General features: G+C 61.0%; 13 protein-coding genes. 2 read left to right on the forward strand and 11 right to left on the reverse strand.

Features of this window, described 5'->3' with window-relative positions; genetic code table 11:
- The first annotated feature begins 33 nt into the window (after positions 1–33).
- Entirely contained in the window at positions 34–612 is a 579-nt protein-coding gene (locus ACYZT6_RS19080) for a Maf family protein (RefSeq protein WP_462028211.1), read from the forward strand.
- Between the two features lie 49 nt (positions 613–661).
- On the opposite strand, the gene ACYZT6_RS19085 is transcribed toward ACYZT6_RS19080, so the two are convergent.
- Genes ACYZT6_RS19085 through rluC form a run of 3 tightly spaced genes read right to left on the reverse strand, consistent with a single transcriptional unit; the run spans position 662 to position 3,287 of the window.
- Positions 662–1,651, reverse strand: coding sequence for a S49 family peptidase (locus ACYZT6_RS19085; RefSeq protein WP_462028212.1), 990 nt, complete (start codon positions 1,649–1,651; stop codon positions 662–664).
- 24 nt (positions 1,652–1,675) lie between these two features.
- Positions 1,676–2,338 carry an HAD-IA family hydrolase gene (locus ACYZT6_RS19090; protein WP_462028213.1) on the reverse strand — a complete coding sequence of 221 codons (663 nt, stop codon included), beginning with the start codon at positions 2,336–2,338 and terminating at the stop codon, positions 1,676–1,678.
- Positions 2,325–3,287 (reverse strand): 23S rRNA pseudouridine(955/2504/2580) synthase RluC, encoded by a 963-nt coding sequence (rluC, locus tag ACYZT6_RS19095; RefSeq protein WP_462028214.1) that lies wholly within the window; start codon positions 3,285–3,287, stop codon positions 2,325–2,327. The genes ACYZT6_RS19090 and rluC overlap by 14 nt, the downstream gene beginning before the upstream one ends.
- Before the next feature lie 700 nt (positions 3,288–3,987).
- Here rluC and rne point away from each other — a divergent pair.
- Positions 3,988–7,221: a ribonuclease E gene (gene rne, locus ACYZT6_RS19100; protein WP_462028215.1), complete on the forward strand. Its 3,234-nt coding sequence runs from the start codon at positions 3,988–3,990 to the stop codon at positions 7,219–7,221.
- A 190-nt stretch (positions 7,222–7,411) separates the two neighbouring features.
- Here the strand turns inward: rne and ACYZT6_RS19105 are convergent, their stop codons facing one another.
- From ACYZT6_RS19105 to ACYZT6_RS19140, 8 genes are all read right to left on the reverse strand, one after another.
- Positions 7,412–8,002 (reverse strand): nucleotidyltransferase family protein, encoded by a 591-nt coding sequence (locus ACYZT6_RS19105; RefSeq protein WP_462028216.1) that lies wholly within the window; start codon positions 8,000–8,002, stop codon positions 7,412–7,414.
- Positions 7,999–8,982: an XdhC family protein gene (locus ACYZT6_RS19110; RefSeq protein ID WP_462028217.1), complete on the reverse strand. Its 984-nt coding sequence runs from the start codon at positions 8,980–8,982 to the stop codon at positions 7,999–8,001. The genes ACYZT6_RS19105 and ACYZT6_RS19110 overlap by 4 nt, the downstream gene beginning before the upstream one ends.
- Entirely contained in the window at positions 8,982–11,303 is a 2,322-nt protein-coding gene (locus tag ACYZT6_RS19115; RefSeq protein WP_462028218.1) for a xanthine dehydrogenase family protein molybdopterin-binding subunit, read from the reverse strand. Before ACYZT6_RS19115 ends, ACYZT6_RS19110 begins: the two co-directional genes overlap by 1 nt.
- The gene (locus tag ACYZT6_RS19120; RefSeq protein WP_131062737.1) at positions 11,300–11,770 is read right to left on the reverse strand and encodes a (2Fe-2S)-binding protein; all 471 of its coding nucleotides are present in this window, start codon (positions 11,768–11,770) and stop codon (positions 11,300–11,302) included. Before ACYZT6_RS19120 ends, ACYZT6_RS19115 begins: the two co-directional genes overlap by 4 nt.
- Before the next feature lie 244 nt (positions 11,771–12,014).
- Positions 12,015–13,034, reverse strand: coding sequence for a UDP-N-acetylmuramate dehydrogenase (murB, locus tag ACYZT6_RS19125; RefSeq protein WP_462028219.1), 1,020 nt, complete (start codon positions 13,032–13,034; stop codon positions 12,015–12,017).
- A complete protein-coding gene (locus ACYZT6_RS19130) occupies positions 13,031–13,495 on the reverse strand; it encodes a low molecular weight protein-tyrosine-phosphatase (RefSeq protein ID WP_462028220.1) in 465 nt (154 codons plus the stop codon). The genes murB and ACYZT6_RS19130 overlap by 4 nt, the downstream gene beginning before the upstream one ends.
- Positions 13,495–14,259, reverse strand: coding sequence for a 3-deoxy-manno-octulosonate cytidylyltransferase (kdsB, locus tag ACYZT6_RS19135; RefSeq protein ID WP_461975825.1), 765 nt, complete (start codon positions 14,257–14,259; stop codon positions 13,495–13,497). Before kdsB ends, ACYZT6_RS19130 begins: the two co-directional genes overlap by 1 nt.
- Positions 14,256–14,441, reverse strand: a complete 186-nt coding sequence (locus ACYZT6_RS19140; RefSeq protein ID WP_010461887.1) for a Trm112 family protein — start codon at positions 14,439–14,441, stop codon at positions 14,256–14,258. Before ACYZT6_RS19140 ends, kdsB begins: the two co-directional genes overlap by 4 nt.
- Between the last annotated feature and the right edge of the window lie 9 nt (positions 14,442–14,450).

The following is a 14,450-nucleotide window of genomic DNA, read 5'->3' on the forward strand; positions in this document are numbered from 1 at the left end:
GGTAGAATTCGCGCCTGTCTTCCGGAGATGCGTATGCTGCCTTTATTACTCGCTTCAAGCTCGGTTTATCGCCGGGAATTGCTGGCCCGCTTGCAGCTGCCATTCACCTGCAGCTCACCGGATATCGATGAAAGCCATCGCCCGGGCGAGTCCGCCATTGAGCTGGTAAAACGCCTCGCCGCAGAAAAAGCCCGGGCACTTGCCGGCACCCATCCCGCGCACCTGATCATCGGTTCCGATCAGGTTGCGGTACTCGGCGAGCGGATTATCGGCAAGCCCCACACCTTCGAGAAGGCCCGCGAACAACTGCTGGCTTCGAGCGGTGCCAGCGTGACCTTCCTGACAGGCCTGGCGCTGCTCAACAGCGAGACCGGCGACTGTCAGGTCGACTGCGTGCCCTTTACCGTCCACATGCGCACGCTGGACCCGGCACGCATCGAGCGCTACCTGCGCGCCGAACAACCCTACGACTGCGCTGGCAGCTTCAAGGCTGAAGGTTTGGGGGTCAGCCTGTTTCAAAGCACCGAAGGCCCTGACGCCACCAGCCTGATCGGCCTGCCGCTGATTCGCCTGATCGACATGCTGCTGACCGAAGGCGTGCAAATCCCCTGAACACAAAAAACCGGCCACTTGGGCCGGCTTTTTTATGCCGCAGGAGAACTCAGCGCAACGACGGACCGTTAAAGCCCATCCACATCGCCAGCTTCTCAGCCACGCTGGCACCGAGTTTTTTCGAGAAGCGATCGAACGGCGATTCCTGAACGGTGAAGTCCACCAGTTCTTTCTCGCCAATCACATCACGCGCCACCGAGCTGGCATTCCCCAGGCCATCGATCAGACCCAGCGGCAACGCTTGCTCGCCGTTCCAGACCAGCCCGGAGAACAGCTCCGGATGTTCTTTGTCCTTGAGACGGTCGCCACGGCCTTTTTTCACGCTGTTGATGAACTGCTGGTGCGTCGTATCCAGCACGCCCTGCCAGAACCTGGTTTCCTCAGGCTTCTGCGGCTGGAACGGGTCGAGGAACGACTTGTGCTCGCCCGACGTGTAGGTCCGACGCTCGACGCCGAGCTTCTCCATGGTGCCGACAAAGCCGTAACCGGCCGCCGTCACACCAATGGAACCGACCAGGCTCGCCTTGTCGGCGTAAATCTGATCAGCCGCGCTGGCGATGTAGTAGGCACCGGAAGCGCCCAGATCGGAGATCACCGCGTACACCTTGGTGTCCGGGTGAAGGCCACGCAGACGAACGATTTCGTCATACACATAACCCGACTGCACCGGACTGCCGCCCGGGCTGTTGATGCGCAGGATCACACCCTTGACCTTCTCATCTTCGAAGGCCGCACGCAGACTGCCGACGATGTTGTCAGCGCTGGCCGGTTCCTTGTCAGCGATCACGCCGGTCACGTCGATCAACGCCGTGTAGTGGGAGCCGCGGGTCGCGCTTTTTTCCATATCCATCAGCGGCGTGAACAGAATCAACGCGCCAATCAGATACACAAAGGTCAGCAGCTTGAAAAATATCCCCCAGCGACGAGACCGGCGCTGCTCCTGGACACTGGCCATCAGGGTCTTTTCAAGCAGCTTCCAGCTTTTTTCGTCACCGCTCTCTGCACTCGCCTTGGCGGGCGCTTTCCATTCGTCGGTCATGACATCTACCCCAGCAAAAACCTGTTAAGCCCGCTGACTCAGCCAGGCATGCAATTCTGAAAAACGATTAATGGCCAGTCGCGGTTCAAACAGCTGCAGCGCGTCGATCGATTGAGCGCCATAACTGACCGCTACCGAATCAATGCCGGCGTTACGCGCCATCTGCAGGTCGAAAGACGAATCGCCGACCATCAGCGCCTGCTCAGGGTGAACCTCGCAATGAGCGAGAATTTGCTCAAGCATCAGCGGATGAGGCTTGCTGGCGGTTTCATCGGCGGCGCGAGTGATATCGAAATAATTTTCCCAGCCGTGAGCTTTCAGCACCCTATCGAGCCCGCGACGAGCCTTGCCCGTCGCCACAGCCAGATGATAACCCTCGGCGCGAAACGCCTCCATCGACTCGAGCACACCCTCGAACAGCGGCGAAGGCACGGCTTCGGCAGCGATGTAGTGATCCGCATAGTGCTGCCGGAACGCTACCAGCTCGTCATCGCCAATTTCGGGGTACAACGTGCGAATGGCCTCAGGCAGGCCCAGACCGATAATGCCCTTGACCGCAAAATCATCACGCAACTGAAACCCCGACCGTTCGGACGCGACGTGCATCGCCTCGACAATCCGACCAATGGAGTCAGCCAGCGTGCCGTCCCAATCGAAAATCAGCAGTTTGTAATCAGAGGGGTGCACTCAGGCGCTCCACGGTCTTGGCCCACATTTCGTCCACTGGGGCCTGCAATTTCAACTCCCCGCCATCCGGCAGCGGCACGGTCAGCATGTAGGCGTGCAGGAACAGGCGTTTGCCGCCCAGGTCACGAATTTCCTTGCTGAAACCTTCATCGCCATACTTGGCATCGCCAGCGATGCAATGCCCGGCATGCAAGGTGTGGACGCGGATCTGGTGAGTGCGGCCGGTGATCGGTTTGGCTTCGATCAGGGTGGCAAAGTCGCCGAAACGACGCAGGACCTTGAACACGGTCACAGACTCCTTGCCCTCCTCCTCGTCGACCTCGACCATACGCTCGCCGGAACGCAGATTGCTCTTGCCGAGCGACGCACGCACCTGCTTGATCGAGGCCGCCCAGTTACCGCGGACCAGCGCCATGTAGCGCTTATCGACGCCATCGCCGCGCAATGCCGTGTGCAAGTGACGCAGCATGCTGCGTTTCTTGGCAATCATCAGCAGGCCGGAGGTGTCACGGTCGAGACGGTGAACCAGTTCGAGCTCCTTGCAATCCGGACGCAGCTGACGAAAGGCTTCGATCACCCCATAAGTCAATCCGCTGCCGCCATGAACCGCGATGCCGCAAGGCTTGTTGATCACGATCAACGCCTTGTCCTCGAACACAATCGAGGCTTCGAGGCGTTGCAGCAGTCCCTGGGCCAGTGGCACAGGCTCGTCACGCTCCGGCACGCGAACCGGCGGCACGCGCACGATATCGCCCGCCTGCAGCTTGTATTCGGGCTTGATCCGACCTTTGTTCACTCGCACTTCGCCCTTGCGCAAAATGCGGTAAATCAAAGTCTTGGGCACGCCTTTGAGCCGAGCGAGAAGGAAGTTATCAATACGTTGGCCGGCATATTCCGGCGAGACCTCCAGCAGTTGTACGGCTGGGGTCGAAGGGGCAGTAGTCGTCATGCCGCGGATGATAACAATTTTTTATGGAATTGAAGCACTTAATCATTGCTGCTATAGTCGCGAACGCCGCCAAAAGCGGCCTGGACAGCGGACTAACGGTCAAAAACCGGCCCTGACCAACGCAATTCACCAGGGCGCGAGGCCGTCCTACGGGGCTTTCGCTACGTAACGGTGGAGTTTGCAGCTGTAACAAGCGCAGGTGACATGAGGCCTGAATCAAGCCGCAAAGCAGAGTTTTCACTCGCCTTGCGAGCCAATATTCACGGCCAGTTCACAAAGTGCAGTCGGCTACGGACGACCCCGAGCGAACGCTTCGGAAACAACGCCTAAATTAGCCATGATGCGTGACCTCCCCCTTCGGAGCTCACGGTAAATGCCAACCCGCTGCGGATTCTGCGCGCGGCAGCACCCGAATTATCAGGGATACGTGTAGGGTGGAGATGCACAACCGCTGGACTGTGTAGCAATAGGCTTTATCAAGACGCTTCATCTCGTCCACAGCCGCTGGTTGATTCCTCCTCCTGACTGAGTGCTTAAGTAGCCACAGCAAGCAGGACGCGTACGTCGCGATAACGGCCCAATTGGCCGGACATCGCTGGACACGGGAATGGCCAACCACTCCCGACGCACCTGACACCGACCGTGAGAAGTCGTGTGTGCCGAACGCCGTTTCCGGCAGCCCGGAAACCGACGGTACTACATGAAAAGAATGCTGATTAACGCAACTCAACCCGAAGAGTTGCGTGTTGCACTGGTAGATGGCCAACGCCTCTACGACCTGGACATCGAATCCGGTGCACGCGAGCAGAAGAAGGCCAACATCTATAAAGGCCGGATTACTCGCATCGAACCAAGCCTTGAGGCTGCCTTTGTCGATTTCGGCTCTGAGCGCCACGGCTTCCTGCCCCTTAAAGAAATCTCCCGCGAATACTTCAAGAAAGCCCCTGAAGGCCGCGTCAACATCAAGGACGTCCTGAGCGAAGGCCAGGAAGTCATCGTTCAGGTGGAAAAAGAAGAACGTGGCAACAAGGGCGCAGCCCTGACCACGTTCATCAGCCTGGCCGGTCGTTACCTGGTGCTGATGCCGAACAACCCGCGTGCCGGCGGTATCTCCCGTCGCATCGAAGGTGAAGAGCGCAACGAACTGCGTGAAGCCCTGAACGGCCTGGTTGCCCCGGCCGACATGGGTCTGATCGTTCGCACTGCCGGCCTTGGCCGCAGCAGCGAAGAAATGCAGTGGGACCTCGATTACCTGCTGCAACTCTGGACCGCCATCAAAGAAGCCTCGCTGGATCGCTCCGCGCCATTCCTGATCTACCAGGAAAGCAACGTGATCATCCGCGCCATCCGCGATTACCTGCGCCAGGACATCGGCGAAGTGCTGATCGACAGCGTTGAAGCCCAGGACGAAGCCCTGACCTTCATTCGCCAGGTAATGCCGCAGTACGCCAGCAAGATCAAGCTGTACGAAGACAGCGTTCCGCTGTTCAACCGTTTCCAGATCGAAAGCCAGATCGAGACCGCTTTCCAGCGCGTCGTTGAACTGCCTTCCGGCGGTTCCATCGTTATCGATCCGACCGAAGCCCTGGTGTCCATCGACATCAACTCGGCGCGCGCCACCAAAGGCAGCGACATCGAAGAAACCGCCCTGCAGACCAACCTTGAAGCTGCCGAAGAAATCGCCCGTCAGTTGCGCTTGCGCGACATCGGCGGCCTGATCGTCATCGACTTCATCGACATGACCCCTGCCAAGAACCAGCGCGCCGTGGAAGAAAAAGTCCGCGAATGCCTGGAAGCCGACCGCGCTCGCGTGCAAGTCGGTCGCATCTCGCGCTTCGGCCTGCTGGAAATGTCCCGTCAGCGCCTGCGTCCATCGCTGGGCGAAAGCAGCGGCATCGTGTGCCCGCGTTGCAACGGCACCGGCATCATCCGTGACGTTGAATCGCTGTCCCTGGCGATCCTGCGCCTGATCGAAGAAGAAGCCCTGAAAGACCGCACCGCCGAAGTTCGCGCACAAGTGCCAATTCCGGTCGCCGCCTTCCTGCTCAACGAAAAACGCAACTCGATCACCAAGATCGAACTGCGCACCCGTGCCCGCATCGTCATTCTGCCGAACGATCACCTCGAAACGCCGCACTTCGAAGTTCAGCGTCTGCGCGACGACAGCCCGGAAGCCGCGGTCGGCCAGTCCAGCTACGAAATCGCTGCGGCCGCTGCCGAAGTCGAAGAAGTCCAGCCAGCCGCTGCGACCCGCACCCTGGTTCGCCAGGAAGCTGCGGTCAAGACAGCACCGGCTCGCGCCAACGCTCCGGTTCCGACCGAAGTCGTTGCCGCACCTGTTGCTGCTGCTACGGCCGTTGTGCCAGAGCCAAGCCTGTTCAAAGGCCTGGTGAAGTCGCTGGTCGGCCTGTTTGCGACCAAGGAAGAGCCTGTTGCTCCGGCCGCTGTTGAAAAACCGGCGACCACCGAGCGCCCTGCCCGCAACGAAGAGCGTCGCAACGGTCGTCAGCAGAGCCGCAACCGTAACGGTCGCCGCGATGAAGAACGCAAGCCTCGTGAGGAACGTGCACCGCGTGAAGAACGCGCGCCACGTGAGCCACGTGAAGAGCGTCAACCACGCGAAGCCCGCGAAGAAACCCCAGCAGTAGCCCGCGAAGAACGTGCTCCACGTGAAGAGCGCGCACCACGCGCCCCGCGTGAAGAACGTGCACCGCGCGCGCCTCGCGAAGACCGCAAGCCACGTGGCGAGCGTGAAGAACGAGTGCGTGAACTGCGCGAACCTCTGGATGCCGCGGCTCCAGCCGCTGCTGCTGCTGCCGTTGCTGCGACCGCTGAAGAGCGTCCGGCTCGCCAGCCACGTGAAGAACGTGCTCCACGCCCACCGCGTGAAGAACGTCAGCCACGTGCCGAGCAAGCTGCTGCCGTTGCCGAAGAAGAGCTGGTGACCAACGAAGAGCAATTGCAGGAAGACGGTCAGGAAGGCGCCGAGGGCGATCGTCCACGCCGCCGCTCCCGTGGCCAGCGTCGTCGCAGCAACCGTCGCGAGCGTCAACGCGATGCCAACGGCAACGTGATCGAAGGTTCGGAAGAATCCGAATCTGCCGAAGGCAACGAAGCTGACGAAAGCAACGAAGCGCCAAGCACTGCTGATCTGGCCGCCGGCCTGGCTGTTACCGCAGCCGTTGCCAGCACCGTGATCAGCGCGCCTGCTGAAGCACAAGCCAACGAGCAAGCCGAACGCGCAACTGCCGCCACCCTGGAAACTGCTCCGGTTGAAGCGCCAGTGGTAGAAGCGACGACTCCGGTCGAAGCTACTGCTGCTCCGGAAATCGAAGTGGCCCCGGTTCGTGAAGCTGAGTCGGTTGTTGAAACAGCTCCAGTTTTCGAGCCAGTGGTTGCTGCCGAGCCAGCTGTCGAAACCTCGACCGAAACCGTGACCGAAGCTGTCCGCGAAGTTCGTGAAGAACAAACCGCGTTCAACTGGGTTGCCGAGCCGGTTGTTGTTGAAGCACCTGCACCGGTTACTGAAGCCCCAGTGGCTGAAGCCATGGTCTCCGAGCCAGTGGTTGCTGCTGCCGAGCCTGCTCCAGTTGTTGAAGCACCGGCTCCGGTTGTTGCCGAAGTGGCTGCTCCGGTCGTTGAAGCGGCTCCGGTCAGTGCCCTGACCGAAAATGGTCGTGCGCCGAACGACCCGCGTGAAGTGCGTCGTCGCAAGCGTGAAGCCGAGCGTCTGCAGAAGGAAGCCGAACTGTCTGCCACTGCAGCTCCGGTTGAAGCGGTTGTCGCTGCCGAGCCTGCGCCGGTTGTCCCTGAAGTGATCGAAGTGGCACCTGCCGAGTCGGTCATCGAAGAAGCCCCGCGCTCCGTACAGGAAGCGGTAGAGCAACACGAGCAAGCCCTGGAAAAAGAACACGAGCCTAAACCGCTCGTCTGATTCCATCGGCCACTAAAAAGCCCCGCCTGGTGATCCAGGCGGGGCTTTTTTTATGTTGGCGTTGCAGCAGGTAGACCGCGTTATCGTTCTTCGCGGGCAAGCCACGCTCCCACAGGTTTTGTGTCGTTCAAGGAAATTATTACTCGACACAAAACCTGTGGGAGCGTGGCTTGCCCGCGATGGCGGTGTGTCAGGCGAACAACAACCTCTCAGGTGTATCCACATCCCACAACACCCCGGCATCCTCCACCGCTACTTCAACCACCCGGCCCTGTGCAAACAACGGCTTGGCCCCATGATCACCCGACAACGCCATCAACCCCGGCCCAAAATCGCGACCGAACCCAACCGGATGCCCGTACTCACCCGCCTGCACCGGCACACTGACGCAATCATCAGCAATCCCCGCCACCACCTGCTCAATACTCGCCGGCAAGATAAACGGCATATCCCCCAGCACTATCAACCAGCCACTGAGCTCTGGACACGCCTTCACCCCGGCCGCAATGCTGTTGCCCATCCCGGTCGACTCGACCTCCACAATCTCGAAGCCATACGCTTGAGCCATGCGCATCACTTGCGGGCGATCTTCGGTGGTCACCAGCACGCGTTTCCCAAGGCTGGCCGGCAAATTCACCAGCACGTGTTCGATCACCGAGCGAACAGCGCCGTCGCGGCCGGCACAATCCGCCAGCAACTTGTCCCTGTCCTCTCCCGCCACCTGCCTGAACCGACTACCCTGCCCCGCCGCCAGCACAATGACGCCGATGGACTCGCTCATACAACCTCCTGCAACGGCTTCTTCTGCTTGAGTTCGACGCCGTTCTTGATCGCCACTATCTCGGCCAGCAGCGACAAGGCGATTTCCGCGGGACTGTGGCTGCCAATATGCAAACCGATCGGGCCGTGCAGCCGCTCGATGGCCTGTTGTGACAAGCCTAGCTGAGCCAGGTTTTCCCGACGCTTCAGGCTGTTGACTCGCGACCCCAGGGCACCGACGTAAAAAGCCCTGGAATCCAGAGCCGTCAGCAAGGCCATATCATCCAGGCGCGGATCGTGGGTCAGGGCGACAATCGCTGTACGTTCGTCAGTCTGGATGTTCAGCACCGCTTCATCCGGCATGCCCGAGACGAAACGGCCGTGCTGCTCTTCCCAACCGTAGACGAACTCGCTGCGCGGATCGCAGATCAGCACTTCGAAATCCAGCAGCCGCGCCATCTCGGCGACATACCGGGACAGTTGCCCCGCACCGATCAGCAATAGCCGCCAACGCGGACCATAGATGGCACGTAGCGTATTGCCGTCAAAGCTCAGCACGTCGCTTTTGTTCGCCACCTGCAAAACCACTTCACCGCTCGCAATATCAAGCGAGCGAGCCACGATTTCATGGGCCTCGCAGCGCGCCAGCAACTCGGCGACCCAATCGGGGTCGCCGACCCGCTCTTCGGTCAGGCGCAACGTGCCGCCGCACGGCAAACCAAACCGTGCGGCCTCCTCACGGGTGACGCCGTAGGTGATCAACTGCACCGGCGGTCCGTCAGGCGCAATCCGGCCATCGTGCAACCGGGCAATCAAATCATCCTCGACACACCCACCGGACACCGAGCCGATCACCACGCCATCTTCACGCAACGCCAGCATCGCGCCCGGCGCCCGGGGCGCGGTGCCCCAAGTCTGGACCACGCTGTACAACACCACCCGCTGACCGGCGCGGCGCCATTCCAGCACGCTGCGCAGGACGTTCAGATCCGCGCTGTCCATCAGGCCTGCGCCTTCTGCCAGCCTTGCAGCTGAAAGCGAACCGGCAAGCTGCGGATGCGCTGGCCGGTGGCAGCGAAGATCGCGTTACACAGCGCGGGCGCAATCGGCGGTACGCCCGGCTCGCCGACACCGCCCAACGGCACAACGCCCGGCGACGTGACCAGATGCACCGCCACTTCCTTCGGCGCCAGCGACATGCGCGCCACTTCGTACATGTGGAAGTTGTCCTGCTGCACCTTGCCGTCCTTGAAGCTGATTTCCCCGACCACCGCATTGCCCAGGCCCATGACACAGGCGCCTTCGAACTGAGCGCGAATCCGCTCGGGGTTGATCTGCGGACCGCAATCCACAGCGATGTCGGCCTTGTGCACGATCAGCGTGCCGTCATCTTTGACTTCGACCTCGATCACCGCCGCTACATAAGAGACGAAGCTGTAATGCACCGCCAGGCCCAGGCCTCGGCCCTTGGGCAACTCACGCCCCCAACCGGCAGCCTTGGCGGCCGTTTCCAGCACGGTGCGCATCCGCCCGGTGTCAATCGGGTAACGCTCGGGGGATTCGCCGTAGTTCCACTCTTCGCTCAAGGTGCGTGGATCGATCTGCCGGTCCGGGCCGAGCAATTTGATCTGGTACTTGAGTGGATCCTGCTTGGCCTTGTGCGCCAGCTCATCGACAAAGCTCTGAATCGCAAACCCGTGGGGAATGTTCGACACCGAGCGATACCAGCCGACCCGGGTATGAATCGCCGCTTCCGGGTTTTCCAGGCGTACGTTGGGAATCGCATAGGCCATGTTGGTGAAGCCCATGCCCAACTCGAAAGCTGCCTCGTGGTTCATGCCCGGGGCGAACAGTGCGGTGATGCTCGGGGCGACGGTGCGGTGCAACCAACCGGAGGGCAGGCCGTCCTTGCCCAGGCTGGCCTTCAGGTATTCAGCCGACACGGTGTGGAAGTAGGAACAGTGGATATCGTCTTCACGGGTCCATTGCACCCGCACTGCCTTGCCGGGGAATTCCTTGGCGAGGATTGCCGCTTCGATGATGAAGTCCGGCTTGGACTTGCGACCGAAACCGCCGCCCAGCAAGGTGACATTGAAGGTGACGTTATCGAATGGAATGCCGAGGCGTTCGCCAATCCGTTCGCGACTGACTTGTGGTGCCTGACTCGGAGCCCAGGCTTCGCACACACCGTCCTTGAAGCGGGCGATGGCGACCATCGGTTCCATCGGCGCCTGCGTCAGGTGCGGCAGGTAATAAGAGGCTTCGAGGGTGCTGTCGGCCCCTTTCATGGCGTCGTCGATGTTGCCGGTATTGCGCACCACTTTGCCGGGCTTGAGGGATGAGGCTTCCAGCTCTTTGCGGTAGGCGATCGAGTCGTAACTGGCATGGGGGCCATCATCCCACTCGATTTTCAGCGCCTCGCGGCCCTTGATCGCAGCCCAGGTGTTGCTGGCCACCACGGCCACGCCACCTAACGGCTGGAACTCGGACGGCAGCGGACGGCCTTCGATCTGAATGACTTTGATCACACCCGGGACTTTCATTGCGGCGTCGGAATCGACGGATTTAACCTTGCCGCCGTAGACCGCCGGACGCGCAATCACGGCGTAGAGCATGCCGTCGAAATGCACGTCGGCACCGTATATGGCGCGGCCATTGACGATGTCGGCACCGTCGATCGCCTTGCTGCCTTCCTTGCCGATGTAGCGAAATTCCGACGGCTGCTTGAGCCGCAGGCTGTCACGGGCCGGCACTGCCAGCGCACCCGCAGCGGCGGCGAGGGCGCCATAGCCCAGTTCACGACCGGTTGGTTGGTGCACCACTTTATGCAGTTGCGCATGGCACTCGCTGACCGGTACTTTCCACTGCTCGGCCGCCGCTTGTTCAAGCATGGTTCGGGCGGCAGCACCGCAACGACGCATCGGTTCGTACCAGTGACGCATGCTGCGCGAACCGTCGGTGTCCTGGTTGCCGAAGCGAATTTCGTCGCCCGGCGCCTGCTGCACTTTCATCATCGCCCAGTCGGCGTCCAGTTCATCGGCCACCACCATGGTCAGGCTGGTACGCACACCCTGGCCCATTTCCGAACGGTTGCAGACCACGGTCACCATGCCGTCAGCGGCAATGCTGATGTAAACCTTGGGATCATCGATCCAGCCATTGGGCATGCCGTCGGCGCCAAACTTTTTCTGTTTTTCTTCGGCAAAAGCGTCTTGCCAGCCCCAGCTCGCAACCAGAACTAACGCGCTGGTCGCACCGACTCCTTTAAGGAAGCCACGGCGGCTAAGGTTGCTCAGCGCAAAGTCATTCGGTAACTGGCTCATGCCTTGGCCTCCTTCAGGTGAGTGGATGCCTGGCGGATGGCGGTCTTGATGCGGTTGTAGGTGCCGCAACGGCAAATATTGCCGACCATCGCCTCTTCGATCTGTTCGTCGCTGGGGTTGGGGTTGGTCTTGAGCAGCGCCGTCGCCGACATGATCTGGCCGCCCTGGCAGAAACCGCATTGGGCCACGGCGGTGTCGAGCCAGGCCTGTTGCACGACTTGCCCGACCGGGTCGACGTGCAGGTTATCGATGGTGGTGACGTTCTGGCCGACCACCGAGCCGATCGGTGTGATGCAACTGCGCGCCGGGGCGCCTTCGATATGAATGGTGCAGGCGCCACACAGGCCCATGCCGCAGCCGAACTTGGTGCCGTTGTAACCGGCCACGTCGCGAATCGCCCAGAGCAGCGGCATGTCCTCGGTGACGTCGAGTTGATGGTCTTGACCATTGAGCTTCAGGGTAATCATGGGCACGCCCGCATATGTGTTGGGTTATGGGGTCGAGCAATCTGCCGCCAGGGGTGGCGGTTGGCATTACGCAGATCCGCTCAGGCTAATGAGGCTCTCTTATGCGAACGGCAACGTCTGCATCGGGCCTTTGATGGAGCAAATGAATGCATCGTTAGGGGGCTAAGTTAACCCAGCATTAACAAAAAAGCCCTGCACAGTTGAAGGTGTGCAGGGCTTTGAGATCAGTCATTAAAGCGTAGCTTCAATACTTATTCGGCTCCATTTCCAGGTCGACTTTAAAACGTTCGCAAATGTCTTTCTGAATGTGCTGCGCCAGGTTCAACAATTGCAGGCCGGTGGCGCTGCCGTAGTTGACCAGCACCAGTGCCTGCAACTTATGCACGCCGGCGTCGCCGTCTCGAAAGCCTTTCCAGCCGGCCCGCTCGATCAACCAGCCTGCCGCCAGTTTCATCTGCCCATCAGGTTGCGCGTAGGCCACAAGGTCCGGGTATTGGCTTTTCAACTGTGCGACCAGCGCTGCCGGCACCAGAGGATTCTTGAAAAAACTCCCCGCATTGCCGAGCACGGCCGGGTCCGGGAGCTTTTCGCTACGAATGCTGCAGATCGCCTCACTGACATCGGTGGCGGTCGGATGATCGATGCCTTGCTCGGTCAGGCGCTGTCGAACCGGACCGTATTCCAGGTGCAGGTGCGCGGCGCGGTCCAGGTTGAAACGCACGCGCAGGATCAACCAGCGCCCCGGCTCCTGTTTGAACAGGCTGTCGCGATAAGCGAAGTTGCACTGCGCCAAGGTGAAGTCTCGCAGCTCGCCGGTCTGGCGATCCAGCGCGGTGAGTCCGGCGAACACGTCTTTGATCTCGACGCCATAGGCGCCAATGTTCTGCATCGGCGCCGCACCGACCGTGCCGGGGATCAGGCTGAGGTTCTCCAGCCCCGACAAACCCTCTGACAGGGTGTGCTGCACGAATGGATGCCAAGGCTCGCCGGCCTCGGCTTCGATCACGACCTTGCTGCCGTCATCGCTGAGGATCCGAATCCCGCGGGTGGCCATGCGCAGCACCAGCGCCTGGATATCGGCGGTCAGCAGCAAATTGCTGCCGCCACCAATCACCAGCAACGGCACGTCATGGGCCGAGGCGTAAGCCAGGGCTTCACGCACATCGGCATCGCTGTGGGCCTCAGCGAACAACCGGGCCTGGACGTCGACACCAAATGTATTGAACGGCTTGAGCGAAACTTGGGGTAGAACCTGCAAACTCATAACCGTCCCTTCAATTCGATCACCAGCAAATCACTGGCGCGTTCGATCAGGTCCAGCACCTGCTCGAAACCCTGGTCGCCGTCGTAGTACGGGTCCGGCACTTCATCGAGTTCCGACTGGTAGCGACGCAGGAACAGGTCCAGCTCGGCCTTGCCCTTGGCCGGTTGCAGGGCCTTGAGGTTGCGCAGGTTGCTGTTGTCCATCGCCAGAATCAGGTCGTAGCTGGCGAAATCGGCGCGGGTCACTTGCTGGGCGCGCTGGGCGGACAGGTCATAACCGCGCAGTTTGGCGGCGGCCTGACTGCGCTTGTCCGGCGCCTTGCCGACATGCCAGTCACCAGTGCCGGCGGAGGCGACTTCGATGTGATCAGCCAGCCCCGCTTCGCGCAATTTATGCCGCAGCACACCTTCGGCCGTCGGAGAACGGCAGATATTGCCCAGGCACACGAACAGAACGCGCATCAGGCCTCCAGCAGGCGACGAACGCGCTCGAGGTCTTCGACGGTGTCGACGCCGGTGGGCGGCGCGATCAGCGCATCGGCGACGTGAATCCGCACGCCGTGCCACAGGGCACGCAGCTGTTCCAGGGATTCGGTGTTTTCCAGCCAGCACGGGCCCCAGCTGACGAAGTCATGCAGGAAACCGGCGCGGTAGGCATAAATGCCGATATGGCGGCGATACGGCACGCCTTCCGGCAGTTGCTCGCGGCTTTTGGCGAACGCGTCCCGAGCCCACGGCAACGTGGCGCGACTGAAGGTCAGCGCCAGGCCATTGAGGTCGCTGACGACCTTGACCACGTTGGGATTGAACAGGGTTTCCACGTCTTCGATCGGCTCGGCCAGGGTGGCCATGCGCGCTTCGGTGTGGGCGGCCAGGTTGGCCGCGACCTGATCGATCACGCTCGGTGGGATCAGCGGTTCGTCACCCTGGACGTTAACCACGATGGCGTCGGCGGCCAGACCCAGCTTCTCGGCGACTTCAGCCAGACGATCAGTACCGGAATTGTGATCTTCGCGGGTCAGCACCACTTCGGCACCAAACGCCTTGCAGGCCTCAACGATGCGCGCGTCGTCTGTGGCGACCACCACACGTTCGGCGCTGCTTTTGCTCGCCTGTTCCCAGACGTGCTGGATCATCGGCTTGCCAGCGATCAGCAGCAGCGGCTTGCCCGGCAGGCGGGTGGAGGCATAACGCGATGGAATGACAACGGTAAAGGCTGTGGTCATTTATCCAGACGCTCGTCGGTGGTCAGGGTGCGGGCTTCGGTTTCGAGCATCACCGGGATGCCGTCACGAATCGGGTAAGCCAGGCCGGCGCCCTTGCTGATCAGCTCGGTCTTGTCGGCGCTGAGCTTGAGTGGGCCTTTGGTGACCGGGCAAGCGAGGATATCGAGCAATTTGGTGTCCATGAGCATTCC

It is taken from the genome of Pseudomonas sp. RT6P73, from assembly GCF_054897715.1.